The organism is Acidovorax sp. KNOB132, assembly GCF_057541515.1.
The window spans coordinates 1-20,659 of sequence record NZ_BAAJYT010000001.1 but is presented as its reverse complement, the minus strand read 5'-3'; the positions used below and the strand labels follow the sequence as shown (position 1 = coordinate 20,659).

At 65.0% G+C, this 20,659-nt stretch carries 20 protein-coding genes and 1 pseudogene; 20 read left to right on the top strand and 1 reads right to left on the bottom strand.

From position 1 onward, the window contains the following. The 20 genes from AC27IO_RS00105 (at position 1) to AC27IO_RS00010 (ending at position 19,373) form a co-directional block, all read left to right on the top strand. Entirely contained in the window at positions 1-369 is a 369-nt protein-coding gene (locus AC27IO_RS00105; RefSeq protein ID WP_498736529.1) for a TIGR03745 family integrating conjugative element membrane protein, read from the top strand. Beyond that, complete coding sequence (locus AC27IO_RS00100) at positions 369-797, top strand: TIGR03750 family conjugal transfer protein (protein WP_498736527.1); 429 nt, start codon at positions 369-371, stop codon at positions 795-797. The genes AC27IO_RS00105 and AC27IO_RS00100 overlap by 1 nt, the downstream gene beginning before the upstream one ends. Further along, a complete protein-coding gene (locus AC27IO_RS00095) occupies positions 794-1,513 on the top strand; it encodes a PFL_4703 family integrating conjugative element protein (protein WP_498736525.1) in 720 nt (239 codons plus the stop codon). The genes AC27IO_RS00100 and AC27IO_RS00095 overlap by 4 nt, the downstream gene beginning before the upstream one ends. Continuing rightward, positions 1,510-2,463: a TIGR03749 family integrating conjugative element protein gene (locus AC27IO_RS00090; protein ID WP_498736523.1), complete on the top strand. Its 954-nt coding sequence runs from the start codon at positions 1,510-1,512 to the stop codon at positions 2,461-2,463. The genes AC27IO_RS00095 and AC27IO_RS00090 overlap by 4 nt, the downstream gene beginning before the upstream one ends. Beyond that, positions 2,453-3,928: a TIGR03752 family integrating conjugative element protein gene (locus AC27IO_RS00085; protein WP_498736521.1), complete on the top strand. Its 1,476-nt coding sequence runs from the start codon at positions 2,453-2,455 to the stop codon at positions 3,926-3,928. Before AC27IO_RS00090 ends, AC27IO_RS00085 begins: the two co-directional genes overlap by 11 nt. Then, on the top strand, positions 3,909-4,364 hold the full coding sequence (locus AC27IO_RS00080) for a TIGR03751 family conjugal transfer lipoprotein (protein ID WP_498736519.1): 456 nt from the start codon (positions 3,909-3,911) through the stop codon (positions 4,362-4,364). The genes AC27IO_RS00085 and AC27IO_RS00080 overlap by 20 nt, the downstream gene beginning before the upstream one ends. Then, positions 4,364-7,279, top strand: coding sequence for a conjugative transfer ATPase (locus AC27IO_RS00075; protein WP_498736517.1), 2,916 nt, complete (start codon positions 4,364-4,366; stop codon positions 7,277-7,279). The genes AC27IO_RS00080 and AC27IO_RS00075 overlap by 1 nt, the downstream gene beginning before the upstream one ends. A 14-nt stretch (positions 7,280-7,293) precedes the next feature. Next, complete coding sequence (locus AC27IO_RS00070) at positions 7,294-7,986, top strand: DsbA family protein (protein ID WP_498736515.1); 693 nt, start codon at positions 7,294-7,296, stop codon at positions 7,984-7,986. Between the two features lie 275 nt (positions 7,987-8,261). Then, positions 8,262-8,987, top strand: a complete 726-nt coding sequence (locus AC27IO_RS00065; protein ID WP_498736513.1) for a patatin-like phospholipase family protein — start codon at positions 8,262-8,264, stop codon at positions 8,985-8,987. Positions 8,988-9,075: 88 nt separating this feature from the next. Beyond that, positions 9,076-10,302: a hypothetical protein gene (locus AC27IO_RS00060; protein WP_498736511.1), complete on the top strand. Its 1,227-nt coding sequence runs from the start codon at positions 9,076-9,078 to the stop codon at positions 10,300-10,302. A 101-nt stretch (positions 10,303-10,403) separates the two neighbouring features. Then, the gene (locus tag AC27IO_RS00055) at positions 10,404-12,710 is read left to right on the top strand and encodes an AAA family ATPase (protein ID WP_498736509.1); all 2,307 of its coding nucleotides are present in this window, start codon (positions 10,404-10,406) and stop codon (positions 12,708-12,710) included. Beyond that, on the top strand, positions 12,710-13,654 hold the full coding sequence (locus AC27IO_RS00050; RefSeq protein ID WP_498736507.1) for an HNH endonuclease family protein: 945 nt from the start codon (positions 12,710-12,712) through the stop codon (positions 13,652-13,654). Before AC27IO_RS00055 ends, AC27IO_RS00050 begins: the two co-directional genes overlap by 1 nt. A 90-nt stretch (positions 13,655-13,744) precedes the next feature. Beyond that, entirely contained in the window at positions 13,745-13,960 is a 216-nt protein-coding gene (locus AC27IO_RS00045) for a hypothetical protein (protein ID WP_498736505.1), read from the top strand. A gap of 149 nt (positions 13,961-14,109) precedes the next feature. Beyond that, the gene (locus AC27IO_RS00040; protein WP_498736503.1) at positions 14,110-14,610 is read left to right on the top strand and encodes a JAB domain-containing protein; all 501 of its coding nucleotides are present in this window, start codon (positions 14,110-14,112) and stop codon (positions 14,608-14,610) included. Between the two features lie 138 nt (positions 14,611-14,748). Next, positions 14,749-15,198 (top strand): TIGR03757 family integrating conjugative element protein, encoded by a 450-nt coding sequence (locus tag AC27IO_RS00035; protein WP_498736501.1) that lies wholly within the window; start codon positions 14,749-14,751, stop codon positions 15,196-15,198. Continuing rightward, the gene (locus tag AC27IO_RS00030) at positions 15,198-16,130 is read left to right on the top strand and encodes a TIGR03756 family integrating conjugative element protein (RefSeq protein ID WP_498736673.1); all 933 of its coding nucleotides are present in this window, start codon (positions 15,198-15,200) and stop codon (positions 16,128-16,130) included. The genes AC27IO_RS00035 and AC27IO_RS00030 overlap by 1 nt, the downstream gene beginning before the upstream one ends. Before the next feature lie 10 nt (positions 16,131-16,140). Then, positions 16,141-17,541 (top strand): integrating conjugative element protein, encoded by a 1,401-nt coding sequence (locus tag AC27IO_RS00025; protein ID WP_498736499.1) that lies wholly within the window; start codon positions 16,141-16,143, stop codon positions 17,539-17,541. Positions 17,542-17,564: 23 nt separating this feature from the next. Then, on the top strand, positions 17,565-18,500 hold the full coding sequence (locus AC27IO_RS00020) for a phosphoadenosine phosphosulfate reductase domain-containing protein (RefSeq protein WP_498736497.1): 936 nt from the start codon (positions 17,565-17,567) through the stop codon (positions 18,498-18,500). Next, positions 18,497-18,790 carry a hypothetical protein gene (locus tag AC27IO_RS00015; protein ID WP_498736495.1) on the top strand — a complete coding sequence of 98 codons (294 nt, stop codon included), beginning with the start codon at positions 18,497-18,499 and terminating at the stop codon, positions 18,788-18,790. Before AC27IO_RS00020 ends, AC27IO_RS00015 begins: the two co-directional genes overlap by 4 nt. 334 nt (positions 18,791-19,124) lie before the next feature. Next, positions 19,125-19,373 carry a hypothetical protein gene (locus tag AC27IO_RS00010; RefSeq protein ID WP_498736493.1) on the top strand — a complete coding sequence of 83 codons (249 nt, stop codon included), beginning with the start codon at positions 19,125-19,127 and terminating at the stop codon, positions 19,371-19,373. A 45-nt stretch (positions 19,374-19,418) separates the two neighbouring features. Here AC27IO_RS00010 and AC27IO_RS00005 read toward each other — a convergent pair. Next, positions 19,419-20,659 (bottom strand): annotated as a pseudogene (locus AC27IO_RS00005) (hypothetical protein); the annotation flags it as partial.

The following is a 20,659-nucleotide window of genomic DNA, read 5'->3' as shown; positions in this document are numbered from 1 at the left end:
ATGAACACTTCCACTCGCCTTCGCTTCCGTGCTGCGGGCATGGCTGGCACCGCGCTCGCGGCCACCCTCCTGCCGCTGGCCCAGGCAGCACGCGCCTCAGGCCTTCCCACCATGGAAGACCCCTCGCGCGGTGCCGGCAGCGGCATCCTCAAAACCTTACAAAACTACGGCTACGACATCGTGCTGCTGGTGGCCCTGCTGGTGGTGGCGTCGATGTTCATCGGCGTCTGCTACCACGCCTACACGCGCTACTCGGAAATCCACACCGGCCGCGCGACGTGGGGCCAGTTCGGCCTGACCGTGGCCGTGGGCGCGATGCTCCTGGTGGTGGGCATCTGGCTGCTCACCAAGGCCACGGCGATCCTGTAATGGCTCCCCCTGACACACCGCGCGACGGCCTCGTGGCCTTCCTGCCGCATCGCCTGAACCGCCAGCCCGTGGTCGTGCGCGGCCTGACCGCCGACGAGCTCTGGATCTGCGCGGGCCTGTCCGCCGCGGCCGGGCTGATCGCAGGCCTGCCGCTGGCCTGGCTCACGCGCAGCGTGGCCATGGTGCCGACGATGATCGTGGCGGGCATCGCCGCGGGCGTGTTCATCGGCGGCGGTCTCCTGCGCCGGCAAAAGCGCGGGCGCCCCGACACCTGGCTGTACCGGCAGATGCAGTGGCAGCTGGCGCTGCGCCATCCCCATTGGGCGGTGCGGTTCGGTGGCCGTGGCCTGGTGACCCGCACGGGTGGCTGGACCACGCGCCGGACGTCGCGCATTCGGCGCCCCCGGCCGCGGGGCCGAACGCCATGAGCCGCTTCAAGAACGAAGTGGCGCACCTGCAGGCCCACGTCACCACCCTGCGGCGTGGCGGGGCGGCGCTGTTCGCCTTGGCGCTGCTGCTGGGCCTGGGCTGGTGGAACGCGCCGCGCCACCTCACGATCCACGTGCCGCCGGATCTGCGCTCGGGCAGCACGCGCAAGTGGTGGGAGGTGCCGCCGGAGAGCGTGTATGCGTTCGCCCTCTACGTCTTCCAGCAGCTCAACCGCTGGCCCACCAATGGCGAGGACGATTACCCGCGCAACCTGCGCGCCCTGTCCGCCTACCTCACGCCCGCCTGCCAGGCCCTGCTGCAGCAGGACTACGAAGCCCGGCGCAGCAACGGCGAGCTGCGCCAGCGCGTGCGGGGCCTGTACGAGTTGCCCGGCCGCGGCTACGGCGACGATCCCGCGGCGCGGGTCAAGGTGCTGTCGGAGCGCGATTGGGTGGTCACCCTGGACGTCAGCGCCGACGAGTACTACGGCGGCGAGCAGGTCAAGCGGGCGCTGGTGCGCTATCCGCTGAAAGTGGTGCGCCTGGACGTCGATCCCGAGCGCAACCCGTTCGGGCTCGCGCTGGACTGCTACAGCGGCGCACCACAGCGCATCGCGCCGCCCACGCCTGCAGCCTCGGCGCCAGCCCCGGCCACGCTGCCCTCCACGCTCGCGCCCACCACCCCAACCCCCACGCCGTCCGGAGGCCATCCATGAAGCGCTTCGTCCTGCCCCTGGCGCTGGGCGCCTGCGTCCTGTGGGGCGGCGCGCCCGCGGCGCACGCGCTGCAGATCCTGCGCTGGGAGCGCCTGCCGCTCGCCGTGCCGCTGCGCATCGGCGAAGAACGCGTCCTCTTCATCGACCGCAACGTGCGCGTCGGCGTGCCGGCCGAGATCACCGACCGCCTGCGCGTGCAGAGCGCGGGCGGCGCGATCTACCTCAAGGCCAGCGAGGCGATCGAGCCGACGCGCCTGCAATTGCAAGACGCCGACAGCGGTGCGCTGATCCTGCTGGACATCGCCGCCGAGCCGGCGAAGGAGGGACAGGCACCGCTGGAGCCGGTGCGCATCGTCGAGGGCGAGGCACCGGGTCCCCGCTATGGCGCGCGCGATCGCGAAGGCGGCGCTGCCGAGACCGAACCGCCAGCCGATGCCACGGCCCCATCGACATCGGAGGCCGCATCCACCGCCCGGCGCGAAACCCCCATCGCGGTGGTGCTCACCCGCTACGCCGCGCAGAACCTGTACGCGCCCTTGCGCACCGTGGAGCCCGTGCGCGGGATCACGCAGGCCACCCTGCGCCGCGGCCTGGACCTGGACACCCTGGCACCGTCCCTGCCCGTGCGGGCGAAGCCGCTCGCCGCCTGGCGCATGGAAGACCAATGGGTCACGGCGGTCCGCCTGACCAATACCTCGCCGCGCTGGATCGACCTCGATCCGCGCACGCTGCTGGGCGACTTTGTGGCCGCGACGTTCCAGCACCCGGGCCTGGGACCGGCGGGCGATCCGACCGATACCACGGTGCTGTACCTGGTGACGCGCGGGCGTGGCCTGGCCGACGCCTTGCTGCCGCGCATCAGCCGCATCGACGCCGCGCAGAACCTGCCGCGCGCTTCCGGCAGCGAGGCGGATGCGCAGCCCTCCCCGGGAGACCCCCATGCAAAGTAACGGCCTGCTCAAGTGGCTGATGATCCCGATGGCGGCCCTGCTGGTGTTCGTGGGGATCCAGGTGTTTTCCGGGGGCAAGACCGATCGCGCGGCCTCGGGTGAGGTGGCGGCCCAGCTCACCCCGGAGGAGATGAAGGCACTCGGCATCGATGGCGACACGCCGCGCGACACGGTGGCCACGCTCGTGGCGCAGGTCAAGCAGTTGCGCAACGAACTGCAGACCTCGCTGGGCGACAACAAGAACCAGCGCGCCGAGAACGAGCGCCTGCGTCAGCGTGAGAGCGCCATCGACCAGCGCATCCAGGCCGCGCTCGACAGCGAGCGCAGCCGCCTGCAGCAAGAGCGCGACCAGGTGGCCGGTGACAAGCAGCAGACCCAAGGGCTGCTACAGGACCTGCAGCACAAGCTCGACCAGATGGGCGGCAAGAACGGCAATGCGGACCTGCCGGTCGGCCTCGGACTCGAAGAGGGCGATGGCAAGGGATTCGGCACGGCCGCCGGCTCGCGCGGGGTGCGCTGGATCGAGCCCGACGATGCGCGACCGGAAGGCGCCAAGGGTGCGGCGGCGACCGGCAAGGCGGACCGGTTTCCGATGCACTTCGGCGCGGCCGATCCCGCTGGAGGCCCATCGGCCCTGTCCTCGGCGGCGGCCCTGGCCGATGCCGGCGCGTCGGCGAAGACCTCGGCCAAGGCGGTCTATACGGTCCCCACCAACGCGACGCTCATGGGATCGGTCGCGATGACGGCCCTGATCGGGCGCGTGCCGGTCGATGGCACCGTCAACGATCCCTATCCGTTCAAGGTCCTGGTAGGGCCGGACAACCTCACGGCCAACGGCATCGACCTGCCGGAGGTGGCGGGCGCCGTCGTGAGCGGCACCGCATCCGGCGACTGGACGCTGTCGTGCGTGCGCGGCCAGATCCGCTCCGTAACGTTCGTGTTTCGCGACGGCACGATCCGGACGGTGCCCGAGGACAAGGGCCAGGGGGGTAATACCCAAGCCACCGCGGGCACGGGCAACGCCGCCGATGGCCACGGCCCCATCCTGGGCGGCCTGGGTTGGATCAGCGATCCGCACGGCATCCCCTGCGTCAGCGGCGAACGCCGCAGCAACGCGCAACAGTACCTCGGCTCGCAGGCCCTCATCACCGCCGCTGGCGCCGGCGCCGCCTCGCTGATCAAGAGCGACAGTGGCAACGTGGCGGTGGTCAGCAACGGCACTGGCGCCCTGGGCACGGTGGGCATCTCCGGCAACGAAGCCATGGGCCGCATCCTGGGCGCTGGCGTGCAGGAGATGTCGCAGTGGGTGAACAAGCTCTATGGCCAGGCATTCGCCGCCGTCTACGTGCCGCCCGGCGCCCAGGTCGCCATCCACCTCGAACAACCCTTGCAGATCGATTACGACGCGCAGGGACGCAAGGTCAACCACACCCTCGGAGGCGCACATGCGACGGACCTGGACTAAGCCCACGGCAGCCGGGGGGGCGCTGTTCGCCCTGTCGCTGGCCCTGCTCACGGGATGCGCCACCCACAAGGAAGCGCTGCTGTCCCACGGCGATCGCACCATGCGGGATGTCTGGGACCAGGAGACGGGCGGCGGTGGCGGCAGCGCCAACGGGCCGGCCGCGCGGCAACTGCTCGATGCGCGCCAGGTGCTGCGCCGCCCGCTCACCGAGGCCGACCGGCAGGCCATGCCGGCCGAGAACATGGCGTACACCCGCACTGCGCAGAACGAGATCTATCGGCAGTTCCACCGGCTGCCGAATCCCGACCTGGTGATGTACGTCTTCCCGCACCTGGCGGGCACCGATCCGGTGCCTGTGCCCGGCTACAGCACGGTGTTCCCGCTGTACCAGCGCATCCAATACGCGATGCCGGGCGAGCGCGTGGAGGACTATTGATGCTGCGGCGACCGCGCTGGCCGTGGGTCCGCCAGGACGCCGGGGCCGAGGCCCGCCGCGATCCTGCGGGGAGCGATTCCGGGGGGCCGGATGCCTGGGAGCGGCACGTCGCCGAATTGGCAGCGCACGGCATTCCCGCGCCGGGTGCCCGTGCACGCGATCCGGGCCGGCCGCGCGCTACGCTGGCCGACGAGCGCGCGCTCTACGGCGTGGCCCCTTCGTTCGTGGACCTGCTGCCGTGGGTGGAGTACCTGCCCGAATCGCGCAGCGTGCTGCTGGACGATGGGGTCTCCGTGGCGGCGTTCTTCGAGCTGACGCCGATCGGCACCGAGGGGCGCGAGATGCACTGGCTGTGGCAGGCGCGCGATGCGCTGGAGAACGCGCTGCAGGATGCGTTCGACGAGCTGGACGATCACCCGTGGGTGGTGCAGCTCTATGCCCAGGACGAAGCCGACTGGGAGGGCTATCTGCGCGACCTGGACGCCTACCTGCAGCCGCGGGCACGGGGCACCGCGTTCACCGCGTTCTACCAGCGCTTTCTTGCCCACCACCTGCGCGCGGTCGCAAAACCGGGCGGCCTGTTCGAGGACACGGCGGTGACGCGCCTGCCCTGGCGCGGCCAAGCACGCCGGGTGCGGATGGTGGTGCACCGCCGTGTTCCGAGCACCAGTGCCCAGCGCCGTGGCCCGTCCCCGGAGCAGGCCCTGGCGACGGTATGCGACCGGCTGCAGGGCGGCCTGTCGAACGCGGGCGTGCGTGCGCAGCGCCTGGGCGCGGCCGACATCCACGCCTGGCTCCTGCGATGGTTCAACCCCTGCCCGACGCTACTGGGCGACACGGCCCAGGACCGGGAGCGCTTCTACGAGCTCACGCGCTATCCGACCGACGAAGAGAGTGAGGAAGGCGAGATCGAACTGGCGAGCGGCACCGACTTCGCGCAGCGCCTTTTCTTCGGCGCGCCGCGCTCCGATGTCGCCAACGGGCTCTGGTGGTTCGACGGCATGCCGCACCGTGCGGTGGTGATGGACAGGCTGCGCAGCGCACCGGGCACGGGCCACCTCACCGGCGAGACGCGCAAGGGCGGCGATGCAGTCAACGCGCTGTTCGACCAGATGCCGGAGGACACGGTGGTGTGCCTGACGCTGGTCGCGACGCCGCAGGACGTGCTCGAATCCCACCTCAACCACCTGGCACGCAAGGCGGTGGGCGAGACGCTGGCCTCCGAGCAGACGCGGCGCGACGTGCAGGAGGCACGCGGGCTGATCGGCAGCGCCCACAAGCTCTACCACGGCGCCCTCGCCTTCTACCTGCGCGGGCGCGACCTGGCGCAGCTGGACGAGCGCGGCGTGCAGCTGGCCAACGTGATGCTCGGCGCCGGCCTGCAGCCGGTGCGCGAGGACGACGAGGTGGCGCCGCTCAACACCTACCTGCGGTGGCTGCCGTGCGTGTTCGATCCGGCCAAGGACACGCGCAAGTGGTACACGCAGCTGATGTTCGTGCAGCACGCGGCGAACCTGGCCCCCGTGTGGGGCCGCAGCCAGGGCACGGGCCATCCGGGCATCACGCTCTTCAACCGCGGTGGCGGCACCGTGACCTTCGATCCGCTCAACCGCCTGGACCGGCAGATGAACGCCCATCTGTTCCTGTTCGGGCCCACCGGCTCGGGCAAGAGCGCCACGCTCAACAACCTGCTCAACCAGGTGATGGCGATCTACCGGCCACGGCTCTTCGTGGTGGAAGCCGGCAACAGCTTCGGCCTGTTCGGCGACTTCGCCAAGCGGCTCGGGTTGACGGTGCATCGGGTCAAGCTCGCTCCCGGCGCCGGCGTCCGCCTTGCGCCCTTTGCCGATGCGCGGCGCCTCGTCGAGACGCCGAGCCAGGTGCAGACCCTGGACGCCGATGCCCTGGACGAGAACCGCGAGCACGGCGCCCCCGCTCCCGAGCACGACGAACAGCGCGACGTGCTGGGGGAGCTGGAGATCACCGCGCGCCTGATGATCACCGGCGGGGAGGACAAGGAGGAGGCGCGCATGACGCGCGCCGACCGCAGCCTGATCCGCCAGTGCATCCTGGATGCCGCCCGCCGCTGCGCGGCATCGGCACGCACGGTGCTGACCCGCGACGTGCGCGATGCGCTGCGCGAGCGCGCAAGCGACACCACGTTGCCGGAAAGCCGGCGCACCCGGCTGCTGGAGATGGCCGATGCGATGGACATGTTCTGCCAGGGCGTGGACGGGGAGATGTTCGACCGCCCCGGCACGCCCTGGCCCGAGGCCGACATCACCATCGTAGACCTCGCCACGTTTGCGCGCGAGGGCTACAACGCGCAGCTGTCGATCGCCTACATCTCGCTGATCAACACCGTCAACAATCTCGCCGAGCGCGACCAATTCCTGGGCCGGCCAATCATCAACGTGACGGACGAGGGCCACATCATCACCAAGAACCCGCTGCTGGCGCCCTACGTAGTCAAGATCACCAAGATGTGGCGCAAGCTCGGCGCCTGGTACTGGCTGGCGACGCAGAACCTGGACGACCTGCCGCGCGCCGCGGAACCCATGCTCAACATGATCGAGTGGTGGATCTGCCTGTCCATGCCGCCGGACGAGGTCGAGAAGATCGCGCGGTTTCGGGAGCTCAACGCGGCGCAGAAGGCGTTGATGCTGTCGGCACGCAAGGAGTCCGGCAAGTTCACCGAGGGCGTGGTGCTGTCGAAGTCGATGGAGCTGCTGTTCCGTGCGGTGCCGCCCAGCCTCTATCTGGCGCTCGCGATGACCGAACCGGAGGAGAAGGCCGAGCGCTTCGCGCTGATGCAGCAGCACGGGATCAGCGAACTGGATGCCGCATTGCGCGTGGCCGAGAAGATCGACCGGGCGCGCGGGATCGAGCCGCTGTCGCTCGATGCGCTGGGCTGAAACGGAGAGCGGACATGCAGCGTTTCTCCGGCTGGCGCGCCCTCCTGAGGCGACTGGAATGGCCGACGGTCTTGGCCATCTCGCTGGTGGTGGCGGCGATCGTGCTGGCGGTCTGGCCGCTGCATCCCAGGCAGGGCGCGACGCCTGCGGCCACCGCGACCCAAGCACCACCGCTGCCACCGGGACCGCCGTGGATCCATGGGCGGGCCGATGCGCGCTTCACGGTCACGTTGTATGCGGACCTGGAGTGCCCGTACTGCCAGGAGTATTTTCCGCAACTCAAGCGGTGGATCGATGCGAACCCGGATGTGAACCTGCAGTGGCACCACTTGCCGCTGGCCATGCACGAGCCGGCCGCTGGGAATGAGGCGCGCCTGGCCGAGTGCGCGGGAGAGGTCGAAGGACAGGTGGGTTTCTGGAAGGCTGTGGAGTGGATTTACGGACACACGCAGGGTGAAGGCCAAGGTCTGCAGGCCGGTGCTACCTATCCTGGCATGACGCCAGCGCTGCAGGCGTGCCTGGGCAGTCCACGCCCGCAGGAGGTTATGCAGCGGCAAACCGAGGAAGCGCAACGCGCACGGGTGAGCGGGACCCCTTCGTTGCAGCTGCAGGATCGCCGAACGGGCAAGGCAATGACATTGGCCGGGCCGATCGAAGACGATGCACTGCTTTCAGCGATGGACCTGCTGACGCACTCCGAGAAGTAGACATTTGGGGGGCGTGACAAGCAACACGCTCACTACCGTGTTCGGTCGGGCTATCCTCCGTTGACGCCTGCAAGAGAGCCTTCCAATGCGGGGCCATATTGGGGGATCGAGTGTGCCGCTCAATCTCCCCTGAGCTGCATGCGGCAGGGTTAGTCTCGATCTGGCAAAGCACTACGGGGTGCAACACTATTGGTCAAAAGTAGTGCTCGCCACGCGAAGCCGGGCTCAGGGAGCCTTGGTATGCGGACTGGCACTACACACATGGGGGGAGCGTCATGGTGGAGTACTGCGACCTTGTGATGAAAGGTGGGATCACCAGCGGGGTGATCTATCCAAAGCTGATTGCCCGGCTTGCATCGAAGTACCAGTTCAAAAATATCGGCGGCACGTCCGCAGGTGCCATCGCGGCCAGCGCCTGCGCCGCTGCCCAATACGGCGTGCACCATGGCAATCCGCAAGCCTTCGAGACGCTGACAAAACTGCCCGATCTGCTGAGCGAGAAGATCACCGCCGATCATCGCTCCAAGCTGTTCACTCTCTTCCAACCCGCTCCAAGTGTCCGACGACATTTCGGCGTGCTGGTGGGTATGTTGAACAAAGATTCGCGTGGAGCTGTGCAGGCGGTTCTTGGCGGTCTCATCCGCATGTACAAGACCTCCGTGGTAATCGGAGTCCTACTGGGCAGCCTGCTGCTGTACCCGTTCATTGACGCACTCCTCCCCATCGTCGGCGAGTGGAAGCACGTTGCGGCTTCCCTTGGGCTGGCGCTGCTCATCACCGGAATGACTGCGCTGTCAGTCCGCAGTTTTATACGGGGAAAGACAGTGCATGCCCTACTCTGGGCTGCAGCACTTCCGCTTCTGGTGTTTACGGCGCTGATGGTAGCAACAGCACACGGCTCGGTCCTTCGCCTGGGTGCATACACGGTGGGAACGATTGCGGTGACCTTGCTGTACCAAGCCGCCGTCTGCACCGCGATTGTCGGCTTTTTTCGTGCGTAGTCTCTTGCGAGGACTGCACGGCAATCACTACGGTCTATGCAGTGGCCGAACACCTGATGATGCCGCCTCGGAAAATCATCAAGAAGGTTTGACCAACTGGCTGACGAACTACCTCAATGCGCTGGCAGGCCTGTCCCCTGATGCCCCCCCACTCACCTTCGGACAGCTGTGGGGACATGCCGACCCCACCCAGCCGCGAGCCATCAATTTGGAAGTCATGACCACTGCGATTTCCCAGCAGATGGTCTACTCCATTCCGTTTCGGGACGGTACTCCACCGTTCTATTACGACCCCGAAGAGTGGAGTCTGCTGTTTCCGAAGTCGGTGATGGATGCCTTGAAACAGGCCCATTCCCACAGCAGCGAAAACGAAGAAAAATCGCTGGAGGTGCAGAGCGCTAGCGGCAAGACGTTGCGCCCTCTGCCAAGGAATGCCGGCTTGCCGTTGGTGGTAGCGGTCCGAATGAGCCTAAGCTTCCCACTCCTTCTGTCTGCGGTGCCACTGCATGCGATCGACTGGAGCCTCAAGGACAATGCGCAGCGCAAACGAGAAAGTCGCCCGCTCCTGGCCAAGCGGGTTTGGTTCTCCGACGGTGGCATCGGCAGCAACATGCCACTGCACATGTTCGACTCGCTACTGCCTGGTCACCCCACTTTCGCAGTCAATCTGAAAGCGGAGCATCCGGACCACCAGATCAGCACCCCAGAGGCGGCCAACAACGCCAGTGGCCGCGTCTATCTGCCAGAAGACCGGCGTGGCGGAATGCAGCGCTACTGGCAGCCTGCCGACGACACCGCGCCACTGAGTGGGCTGATCGGCTTCTTCAGCAGCATCGTCAACACCATGCAGAGTTGGCGCGACGAGATCATGTTTCCCTATCCGGGGTTTCGCGAACGTATCGTCCAGATCAGCCAACGGGACGGCGAAGGGGGGCTGAATCTGGACATGCCCAGCGACACCATTGAGGCGCTCGGAAACGCCGGAGCCATGGCCGCAGACCGATTGATCGACAGCTTCCACCCATCTGGAGCCCAACACGCAGAAGGATGGCGGCGACACCAGGAAGCACGATTGACAACACTGCTTGGCACGCTTCAGCCCGCCAGCGAAGCCATCGGCCCTGCACTGCAGAGCGGTGTGTGGCACACCGTCGTAGACACGATCGCCTCCTATGAAGCCGATGAGCGCCAACTTGCAAAGGAATATCTGAACGAACTGCAAGTGTTGGGCGCGCTCGGTGCCAGGCACAGACCGTCGATGCAGGATGTAGCGCCAAAGCCTTTGGCCCAGTTGAAGATCTCACCAAGGATTTAGCAACTCCAGGGGCTTGGAGCATCTCCGCATAACGCATAGCAGTCGCCCTGGTACTACCCACGCCAAATGGACTCAAGAGAAAAGCGCAAGGAGGACGAAACATGCAGTACATCGAAAGAGAGACAGAGCCACCACCCGAATTACTGAGGGGAAGCGCGGCCACACTACAGCGCGAGACGCTCGCCAGATTCATGGCAGACACCGAGGAAAAGCGCAGTCAGTCAAAGATCTATCGCTCCGAATTGAACTTTGAACACCCCAGCCTCAAGATCGCGCTCGCAAGACTTTTCCACGGCCGCTGTGCATTCTGCGAAGCGGAGCGCGAGACAACGCCATATCACTTCAGACCTCCCGAGGAAGCCCTCCCCTACGAGCGCAGCGAACAGGCTCACCTGTACTACAGTTGGCTGGCCTTGGCTTGGCAGAACTTCTACGCCATCTGCTCGTCGTGCAGGCCCAGGGAAACAAACTATTTCCCGGTGCTTGGCAAGCGGGCAGAGATTCCGCGCCCCGCATTGTTTGACCAGTTCGCTAGCAACAACAATGGGCTGTGGCCCGCGACGGACTACCCTCCCAGGGAGAAGCCGTTGCTCCTCGATCCCTGCACGGATCGAAATGTCCATACCCACCTTTGGGTAGGAAAGGATGGTGCGCTCTGGGGCCTCACGCGACGAGGGACCTTCACAATCGAGCACTTTCATCTGAATTCTTGGGAACTTGCCGAAGAACGGCGCCGTCAGCACACGCGATACTTCGAGGAACTCCTGGAACGGCTCTCATCACCTTACGGTGACATGCCAAGTCGCGTTTTCGATTTCCAGAAGCTGGAGTTCGGAGGAACTTGGTATTTGCTATTGCGCCGACTGGCAGCCGCACTCGGCGCGAGAAAGGGTACCCGCCCAGTTTTGGCGATGAGCCGTATTGAACGCGTGTTTCGCCAGCTCAAGGGCACTAGCGATGCATACGATCGCCTCACCCGCTGCTGGTCTGAACTCAGCGAAGAGGAGCCGCCGAATCCAACGGATATCCCGGAGAGCTGGCACCGACCCAGCAAAGCGACGATTTCCGAAATCAGCATCGAGAACTTCAAAGCCATCGAAGGCATCCACATCAAGCTTCAAGATCCGGAAGATGTTCGCTCGGACCGAGACACCCCACGCAGCCCATCAGCCCTGATTTTGGGCGAGAACGCTGCCGGAAAGAGTTCGATCCTGGAAGCCATCGCACTGACACTGGCAACACCTGCTGCACGCAACGCACTCGGGCTGACGGCGCGCAATTTTGTACTTTCACCCTACCTGCTCGGCGCTCCGGACTCACCAGCGATCAGTTCTGCGAAGGTGACCATTCGCCTTTCGGACGACTCCACTCGAACACTGCGCATTCAGCACGAGAGGATGGTCGATCCTACGCCTGGGAATCAAGATGTCGTTCCCGTCTTTGCCTATGGGGCATTCCGGCAGTACCAGCATCGGCAGAGTCGCAAAAGCTCTCCCGCAGCATTCATTCGCAATCTCTTTGATGCCAGTGTACTTCCCAACCCGGAACGATGGCTTCTGGAGCTGAGCAAGGAGCAGTTCGCAATGGTGGTCAGAGCGCTCCGCGACATCCTCTCGATCGAAGGGGAATTCGAGGTCATCGATCGTGACCTGGAAGGAAAGCAATGCTTCGTCGTGACTGCCACCACTGTCGAAGGCCTGCCATTGGTCAAAAGCCCCCTCAACGTGGCTTCCTCGGGCTTCCGATCCGTTCTGGCGATGGCATGCGACGTGATGCGCGGGCTCATGAATCCCAAGGTCCACAAAGACTTCGACAGCCTGGATGCAGCAACAGGCGTGGTCCTGATCGACGAGGTCGAGGCCCACCTGCATCCGCGATGGAAAATGCGCATCATGCGCGGACTCCGAAGGGCACTCCCCAACGTGACGTTCATCGCAACCACCCATGATCCGCTGTGCCTTCGCGGCATGAATGATGGCGAAGTGGTCGTACTGCGACGGGCCAACTTGGAACACGGATTGACCGGCGCGGGACTGTCTATGCGCGTCGAGGCACAGACCAAACTCCCTTCCATTTCCGAACTCCGGGTGGAACAGCTGCTGACCTCCGATCTCTTCCAACTCCATTCCACTGACGATCCTCAGATGGAAAGCCAGTTGGCGCACATTGCCGATCTACTCGCCATGGCACCCAACGACTTGACGGACGAACAGCGCGAGGCTGTCGATGAATTCAACAACGACATCGCTTCGGCCATGCCGATTGGAACTTCCGAAGCCCAGCGGATCGTGCAGGAGGCAGTCGCCGACTACTTGCAGCAACGGTCCAGAATCCCGAAGGAGCGAGGGGCTCAACTGAGAGAGAGCGTCAAAGCGCGCATCGTGCAGGCACTCCAGGGAGTGCAGTGATGCGCAAAGTGGACCGAGGCACAGTCAGTGCACCAGCTTGCCTGACCGCCAAAGACAAGCAGGGAAAGACCGAGAAAGACCGGGCGCAAGACCACCAGAACAATGCTTCAGCTGACAAGGGGACCTTCGACTTCGCCGTCTACAAGCACGAGGAGGTCAAGAAGCAGCTCGCATTGCTCTTTCACGGGAAATGCGCTTACTGCGAAACCTTTTATCCCGCGTCCGCCCCCGTGGACATCGAGCATTACCGGCCCAAAGGCGCCGTGAGCGAAGACCCTCAACACCCTGGCTACTGGTGGTTGGGGATGAGCTGGGAGAACTTGCTTCCGAGCTGCATCGATTGCAATCGAAGACGCAAGCAGCGCATCGTCTCCGGCTCCACGAGCTTGGCGCAGTTGTATGCCAACGGGGGGCTCGGCGGCACCTCCATGGCCTCGACCCAGTCCGGGAAGAAGGACAGTTTTCCGCTGGCGACGGGAAGCAAACACGCCCAATCCGAGAAGGATTTTCCAGGCACCGAAAAGCCGCTCCTATTGGATCCAACCCAAGACGATCCCCGGGACCATCTGCATTTCCACATCGATCGCAAGTCGCCGTTGGGCCTTGTATTGGCAGGTCGTCCAGGGCATCCCAGCGAACGCGGCGCCACCTCCATCCAGATTTACGGACTCAACCGCTTGGGCCTGGTCCAGGATCGCACCAGGGTGCTGCGCCAACTGGAGTTCATGGGAAGCCTGGCCATAGAGCTGGGCAACATCATTGAAGAGTTGAAGATAGAACCTGTGGCAGCCGCGCTCATGGCATTGCCAACCCCGGACATCCCACAGCGCTTGCAGCTGCTGCAAGACAGAATATTCGGCGAGATGCGCCAGATGGCACATCCCACCGCGCCTTACTCGGAAATGGTGCGAAGCTGGATCGATGAGTTCGTGGCAGACCTATAAAGATCGTAATGAACAAATGCATTTCGCAATTGCCTGTGTCCATGGCGCCACTGCAGTCGCGCAGTCTGCAAGATCTTCCTCGCTCATCCCATGTTTTTCATTGGAGGCGATGAAATCCAATCAAGACAGGATATTTCGGTAGCCGCGCTGAGCATTGCGGTTCATCAAGCGAATCAATATATACCGAGGCAAAGCGCGTTCCTGATGGAGCCCGCTGCGGCAACAAGTCACCATTCGCATGCAGGCAGTCGACGGGTCTCCATCGACTTCCCCCAGGCAGCCCCGATCTTCAAGGCTGCGGCGTGATCCATCCACGCTGATCGCTCCAGTCCGCATCGCGTCCACTCACCGCGAACGACCGGCACACCTGTGCCGGTGGATGCCAATCATCGTCAACCCCCGGGGGATTCCGTCCCTTGCGGGGCCGCGAACCTCCTTCTTCCATCGGAGGTTCCATGTCTACGCAACTTGCCAGAATCGATCCGCCCCACTCCACCGTCTCGTCCGGCTTCTCCGTCCCGGAGCGCCGTCTCATCCAGCGCGCCATTGCCCTGCTGGAACGCCGCATGTTCCAACGTGGCGTCCATCTTGACAGTCCGCAGGATGTTTTCGATTTCCTCCGGCTCCGGCTGGCCGGGGAAACCCACGAAGTCTTTGCGGCCGTGTTCCTGGACTCCAAGCATTGCGTCATCGCTTTCGAGACGCTGGCCCACGGCTCCATCGACCAGGCGGTGGTCTATCCCCGCATGATCGTCAAGCGCGCGATCGAGTTGAATGCCGCTGCCTTGATCCTCGCGCACAACCACCCCTCCGGTGACACACTTTGCAGCGAAAAGGACCGCGCGGTGACCGACCGGCTGCGCACCGCATTGTGGTCTGTCGATATTCGTGTCATTGACCACGTCATCGTCGGCAAGGGCACGCCCTACTCGTTCGCCCAAGACGGCCTGCTCTGACCCACGGGCGCCCCCACCGGGCGCCCGCTCTTCTCGACCCACCAACAAGGTGGGGTTGCGGTGGTTCCGTTTGTCGATGGCTTGCCATCGGGGCTTCGGTTCGACTTGGGGACACCCACCCGCATCCGGAGTCGACACGTGCCGTTCCCTGCTTTCTCGCTGCTCCAGCGCCTGCGCCGCCGGGCACCGCCAGTGGCGGCGCTGCTGGTCCTCCTGCCATTGGCATCGACGACCTATGCCGAAGTCCGGGTCTTCACCGACAGCGCCCATCCCGTCACCGCGCCCGCGGGCATCACCGTCACCGAACTCGACGCTCCTGCCCACCTGGTGGCCGCGCTGGGCGCAGGCTTGCCGAGCGATCCCGCGCGGGCCGAGGCCATCATGCGCCGGCGCCTCAAAGAGGACCCGCGCGGCACTCCCGCACCAGCGCAGATCGCACAAGCCTACCAGGGTCTGGCGGATGCCTACAGCGCTGGCATCACGAAACTGCCGGCGGTCATGGTCGATGGCCGCTATGTGGTCTACGGCGAGCCGAACGTCTCCCGAGCGCTGGCCCGCATTGCCGCATACCGGAGCACGCAGCCATGATGCGCTCCCGGCGGTTTCGGGCCGTGGTCGTGGGGGCGCTGCTCGCGAGCACAGGTTCCTCCTTCGCGCTCAACACGGCCACCATCGTGTCCTCGGCGTTGTCGCCGGATTGCCTGGCCTACCGCGTGGTGGGCGTGTGCTACTGGTTGTACTGCACATGGAGCGGCTGCACCGTGCGCACCTCGATCAAGGTGCAGCACTACATCCCCGACGCGGTCGTGTCGAGCTACAGCAACACGGGGGAGAACCCCTGGGTGGAAGTACGGGCCATGAGCCTGCCCAATTCCACCGCGAAGGCCGGCGGCGATGGCACGACCAATGAGGACCACGAAAACAACCTGGCCAAATTCAAGAACGCGGATGTGATCGGACACCCGGCCGGCGCCGCGTTCAGCGAGTTCGCCAGCCAGTCCGGCTACACCTGCGAGGGCGCCGGCACGCCGTTCGTCCCCTATTTGCTCAGCACCTTCGACACGCTCGCCTGGCGCTACAACGTGCCGGAGATGGCGTACCCCGAAGCCCTGACCCCCGGCATGCGCGAGATCGGCTCGCGCTCGACGGCTGACCTCTGGGGCAACGTCTATCCCCGTGGAGGGTTCCTCCATCAGAGCGATGACCATCTGGCGGGCGCGGTGGTCGCGCAGCGGGCGGGCGATGTCGTCACACGCAAAGGGCAGCCCCACGTCTACCAGCCGCTGCTCGCCAACCCACATGCAGGCTACTGGCCGGCCGGCGCGCTGCTCGAGAGCTACGCCGCCACCGGAAGGTGGCAGGAACTGACCCCGACCCTGTCCACCGGCTGCGCAGTATTTCCCAACAGAAACACCCATGTGCAGGCGCAGCGAGGTGACTACGCCTGGGCGCTGTGGCGCCCCTACAGCTGCTGCCAGCGGCGCGGCCAGGTGTTCCTGGGCAGCGTGGATTTCTTCTGAGGGCACGCCGATGAAACACCATTTTTCCCATAGGCATTTTCCTGCCGTGCGCCGGTTCGGGCCCGCCGGCCTGGCTGCGCTGACGCTGGCCGCCAGCGCGGCGTGGGCGCAGACGCGCATGGATGCGGACGGCATCGATGCCAGCGGCAACGTGCTCGGCAGCGACGTGCTGTACAGCATCGGCGGTGGCCGGGCCGTGTCCATGGGACCGGTCGGCAACATGCAGAGCATCGGCGTGGGCGCTGACTGGAACAGCAATCTGGTGTGCGGCGACATGAGCATCACCACGACGCTGCAGAACCAGCTCAACGGCGTCACCAACGGCTTCCAGTCGATCATGAGCAACGTGATCCAGAACGCCACCAGCGCGGTGGCGTCGCTGCCGGCGCTGATCATCCAGCGCGCCGACCCTGGCCTGTACAACCTGCTGACCAACGGCATCCTGCAGGCGCGTCTGGACTTCGACCGTTCGAAGATGACCTGCCGCGCGATCGCCAACCGCATGGCGGACATGGCCGGCGGGCAGACCGGATGGGACCAGTTGTCGGAGGGCATGGCACTCAAGCAGGCCGTGTCCAGCACCGATGCGGTGTCGGCCATCGAACGGGCCGAGGCGAACAAGGGCAACAGCGGCGTTCCCTGGGTGGGTGGCAGCAGCGCGGGCGGCTCGGGCCAGGCCGCCATCAAAGTGGTGAGCGACGTCACGCGTGCCGGCTACAACCTGCTCAATGGCCGCGGGGTCACCGAAACCTCCTCGATCAACGCGAACGACTGCAACGGCCGGCTGACCTGCCAGACCTGGACCTCGCCCCAGGCCGCCGCGACCTGGGCGACCCGCGTGCTGGGTGAGCGCGAGCAGCGCACCTGCCAGGCCTGCAACAAGACGGTGACCACGCCCGGCGTGGGCCTGACCCCACTCATCCAGGAAGAGTACGAGACCAAGCTCAAGGCACTGCAGGAACTGGTGAGCGGCGCCAAGCCAACGACGGCCGCCAACCTGGATGCGGCGGGCAGCGCATCGCTGCCGGTCACGCGCGGCGTGATCGAAGCGCTGCGCGACGAACCCGACCAGGACTTGCTGGGCAAGCGCCTGGCCTCGGAAGTGGCGTTGGCGAGCGTGATGGAAAAGGCGTTGCTGCTGCAGCGCACGCTGCTCACTGGCCGCAAGGAACCCAACGTCGCCGCGAACGAACTCGCGACCAAGGCCGTGGACCGGGAGAGCGGCGCCCTGGAGCAGGAGATCCAGAACCTCAAGACCGAACTGGAGCTTCGCCGCGAACTGGCCGGCAATTCGCCGATGGCGCTGATCCAGCGCCACAGCACCCGTGCGGCGGGCTCGCGCGGCATCTACCAGGGCGATCCGACGCGTGACCGCGTGCAGGAGATCCAGAAGCCACGGAGCACGCCGTGACCGCCGCGGGACGCAGCCTGCGCGTGCAGCACCTGGTCAATGTCTCCGGGGGCAAGGACTCCACCGCGGTGTACCTGCTGGCGATCGAGTCCGGCCGCCCGTTTCGGGCGGTGTTCGCGGACACGGGCAACGAGCACGAGTTGACGTACGAGTACGTGCAGCGGCTGCATGAGCGCACCGGCGGGCCGCGGGTGGAATGGGTGAAGGCGGATTTTCGTGCCCGGATGGCCAAGCACCGCGCCTATGTGCTGGAGCATTGGCCGCGCATGGGCATTCCCGATGCGCTGGTGCACGAGGCCGCGCAGCTGCACGAGCCAACTGGCAACCCGTATCTCGATCTCTGCATCACCAAGGGGCGCTTTCCCTCGCGGATGGCGCAGTTCTGCACGTCCGAACTCAAGGAGTTGCCGATCACCGAGCGGGTGGTGATTCCGATGCTGCGCCAAGGCCCGGTGCTGCAGTGGCTGGGCATCCGCGCTGACGAAAGTCGGCACCGGGCGCAGCAGCCGCGCTGGAACCGACACGAGTCTGGCAGCTTCCTGTGGCGCCCGATCTTCGATTGGACGGTGCAGGACGTGTGGAAGAAGCACACCGACCATGGTCTGGCGCCTAACCCGCTGTATGCCCTGAGCATGGGGCGGGTCGGCTGCATGCCCTGCATCCATTGCGGCAAGGCCGAGCTCCGCTCGATCGCCGAGCGCTTCCCGGCGCACATTGATCGCATCGAGCGCTGGGAGCGGGTGGTGGCCGCGGCGAACAAGCGCCACGCGGCGACGTTTTTCCCGGCCATGAAGGATCCGACCGATGCGGACCGGCCCGGCCGGTACTCGGGTATCCGCCGGCTGGTGCAGTGGTGCCGGACGGCACGGGGCGGACGGCAGTACGCGTTGTTCTTCGATGACTCGCCTGGTGGCGGATGCACATCCGATCTGGCGCTGTGCGAGAGGAACCCTTCGTGACAGAAAAGCGCGGACGCCGCTTTGCCTGGCTGCTCAACCGCCGGCTGGGCATCGCGTTGCTGTGGACGGCGCTGGCCATCAGCATCGCCGTGGCTGCGAACTTGGTGGGCATCCGCATGCTGGGCGGCATCGAAGCCTGGAGCCATTGGCTGCGAGCGCACGCCGGCTATTTTTTTTGCCTGGCGGTTGGTTCTGTATGGGGCGACAGCCTGGGGTTGGCGGCGCCTTCGCATACGCAATCACCAAAATGCGAAAAACTTCGACGATCTTGCACGCATTCGCCGAGTTGAGGTCGCAACAGTGCTCGCTGTTCTTCTCCTCGAAGCGAGCAACCTCTGAGGAACGAGGAATACGGGGCTCGGGGCCACCGCATTTCTGATGGTACCGCGCCGACAGATGCGTTCGACTTGCGACATACACGCACCAGGAGTTCCACGTGCCAGTTCGCCGCCGCCCGCTCAGCCCTCTCGCAGGCAACTGCATAGACGCACTGCTCAGTCGCACGATGCTCTCGGTCATGACTGCGTTCGCCGACGAGCGCCATGCGAACCAAGGGAACATCCTTCAAGGACTTGCAGCGCATCAGGCGGTCGCAGGAATTCAACGGGAAGACGGGTCTGCGCGATGATCGGCAACCAGCACACGGGCGGATTGCCCGGCGTGGTGATGCACGCTACCTCACACGAGGGATTGCTGGTAGATGTGGATGGCAAGCGCGCGCGCCTAGCCATCATTGACGATGAAGGCAAAGTCATCGCTGCTGGCGCTGACGTGGCCCGTGAAGCCGAAGCGGTGCTGCTCAACAACTACCGAAACACTCTGAAGGGCCAGGGGTTTCTCCGTACTTACAGCCATCCCATTCAAAGAGGATAGGTCGTCCAGCGCATTCCCAACTTCCGCGCGACCGAACTCAACACACTACGAAGCCGTTGTACGTTTGGTGAGGTCTATTCCGACCACAATGACGTCGTCCACGTTATGAAGGTTGGGGGCAAGTGCCACCCAGCGCTCTCGAAGTTCATCCACAAGTCCATTGAAGTCGACCACACCTGCCGCATTTGGCAGGTGCCACGACTTCTGCTTTCCGCGGTAAACCAGCAAGAAGATGCCGCAGGCCGACCTGCGGTCTCGCAGGTAGTCGCCGCATAGCTGTGTCTCGAGTCGCTCGAACAACTGGGGTCCGGTCCAGTTGTCAGCCAGCTTCAGTTCAATGGGTACTGGAGCGTCAAATGCGATCCCGTGGAGGCGCAGGTCAGGGCGCTTGGCATCAGCGAGCTCTTCCTCCTGCGGAACTCCGTAGCGCCCGCAGGCCAGATTGCGCAGCCAGTTCCCGATATACGTTCGAACGTCTACTTCGGAAGCCACGCGGGCCATCATTGGAGCATCGCTGCTGTCTCCTTGCTCCAGATCCTCCTTAAGGTCAAGGAGTCGCGAAATCGCGAGTTCGAAGAGCTCGCGGTGATTGCGTGGCAGGCGCTCTTGCTCATGATGGAACTCCCGCACCTGAGATTCGGACCAAGGTGCACCCATCGCGTCAGACTCTGCTTTGGCCTTGACCAGCCGTTCAATGTACAGGCGATGTGACTGGCTCGGGTGCTCGCGAGCAACCGCGCTCAGCGCCACAAAAGCACCCTTGCCAGGCAGTTCGCTAAGAAGTGCCAGCAGGTGTTCCCGGGCGTCCTGTGCGTGGTCACGAAGTTCTGGCGAGTAAACGCCGCGCCCAGTACGATCAATGTCATCCTGGAACCGGATGTGCTCGTGAGCCAGCAGGTATAGCGTCTTAAGGTGATCTGCAGTGCAGAACCCACGGCGAACGCAAGAAGCTTCGTCATGCCTACCTCCAACAATCTGTGTCAGGACGGTCATCATGAAGCGGCTGCGCTCTCCAGCAGCGGAGAACGTCTTGATTCGCGCGGAAAGCGCTGGGAGAGCTTCGTCGGCAGCAACGCCTATCCACACCGCGTACCACTGTGCGCATTGCTCGAGTTGGACGGCCGACAGCGCTCGAGACCGCGCCAATGACCGCACAGCCCGATTGTCTGTGGCGGACCTCTGTATGACGTTCAACAGAAACTGTAGGCTGCGCAGGTTCTTAGGCTCTGCTGCAGACAGACGCGAGAGCAGAGCGGGCGCCAGCGACTCCCACAGCCACTCCCCCC

Excerpts from the sequence above, each read along its gene's own strand:
- AC27IO_RS00065 (WP_498736513.1), top strand. The coding sequence starts at position 8,262 with ATGGTGGAGTACTGCGACCTTGTGATGAAAGGTGGGATCACCAGCGGG.
- AC27IO_RS00050 (WP_498736507.1), top strand. The coding sequence starts at position 12,710 with ATGCGCAAAGTGGACCGAGGCACAGTCAGTGCACCAGCTTGCCTGACC.
- AC27IO_RS00010 (WP_498736493.1), top strand. The coding sequence starts at position 19,125 with ATGATCGGCAACCAGCACACGGGCGGATTGCCCGGCGTGGTGATGCAC.
- AC27IO_RS00105 (WP_498736529.1), top strand. The coding sequence starts at position 1 with ATGAACACTTCCACTCGCCTTCGCTTCCGTGCTGCGGGCATGGCTGGC.
- AC27IO_RS00085 (WP_498736521.1), top strand. The coding sequence starts at position 2,453 with ATGCAAAGTAACGGCCTGCTCAAGTGGCTGATGATCCCGATGGCGGCC.
- AC27IO_RS00070 (WP_498736515.1), top strand. The coding sequence starts at position 7,294 with ATGCAGCGTTTCTCCGGCTGGCGCGCCCTCCTGAGGCGACTGGAATGG.
- AC27IO_RS00040 (WP_498736503.1), top strand. The coding sequence starts at position 14,110 with ATGTCTACGCAACTTGCCAGAATCGATCCGCCCCACTCCACCGTCTCG.
- AC27IO_RS00030 (WP_498736673.1), top strand. The coding sequence starts at position 15,198 with ATGCGCTCCCGGCGGTTTCGGGCCGTGGTCGTGGGGGCGCTGCTCGCG.
- AC27IO_RS00045 (WP_498736505.1), top strand. The coding sequence starts at position 13,745 with ATGTTTTTCATTGGAGGCGATGAAATCCAATCAAGACAGGATATTTCG.
- AC27IO_RS00080 (WP_498736519.1), top strand. The coding sequence starts at position 3,909 with ATGCGACGGACCTGGACTAAGCCCACGGCAGCCGGGGGGGCGCTGTTC.
- AC27IO_RS00090 (WP_498736523.1), top strand. The coding sequence starts at position 1,510 with ATGAAGCGCTTCGTCCTGCCCCTGGCGCTGGGCGCCTGCGTCCTGTGG.
- AC27IO_RS00075 (WP_498736517.1), top strand. The coding sequence starts at position 4,364 with ATGCTGCGGCGACCGCGCTGGCCGTGGGTCCGCCAGGACGCCGGGGCC.
- AC27IO_RS00100 (WP_498736527.1), top strand. The coding sequence starts at position 369 with ATGGCTCCCCCTGACACACCGCGCGACGGCCTCGTGGCCTTCCTGCCG.
- AC27IO_RS00095 (WP_498736525.1), top strand. The coding sequence starts at position 794 with ATGAGCCGCTTCAAGAACGAAGTGGCGCACCTGCAGGCCCACGTCACC.
- AC27IO_RS00055 (WP_498736509.1), top strand. The coding sequence starts at position 10,404 with ATGCAGTACATCGAAAGAGAGACAGAGCCACCACCCGAATTACTGAGG.
- AC27IO_RS00025 (WP_498736499.1), top strand. The coding sequence starts at position 16,141 with ATGAAACACCATTTTTCCCATAGGCATTTTCCTGCCGTGCGCCGGTTC.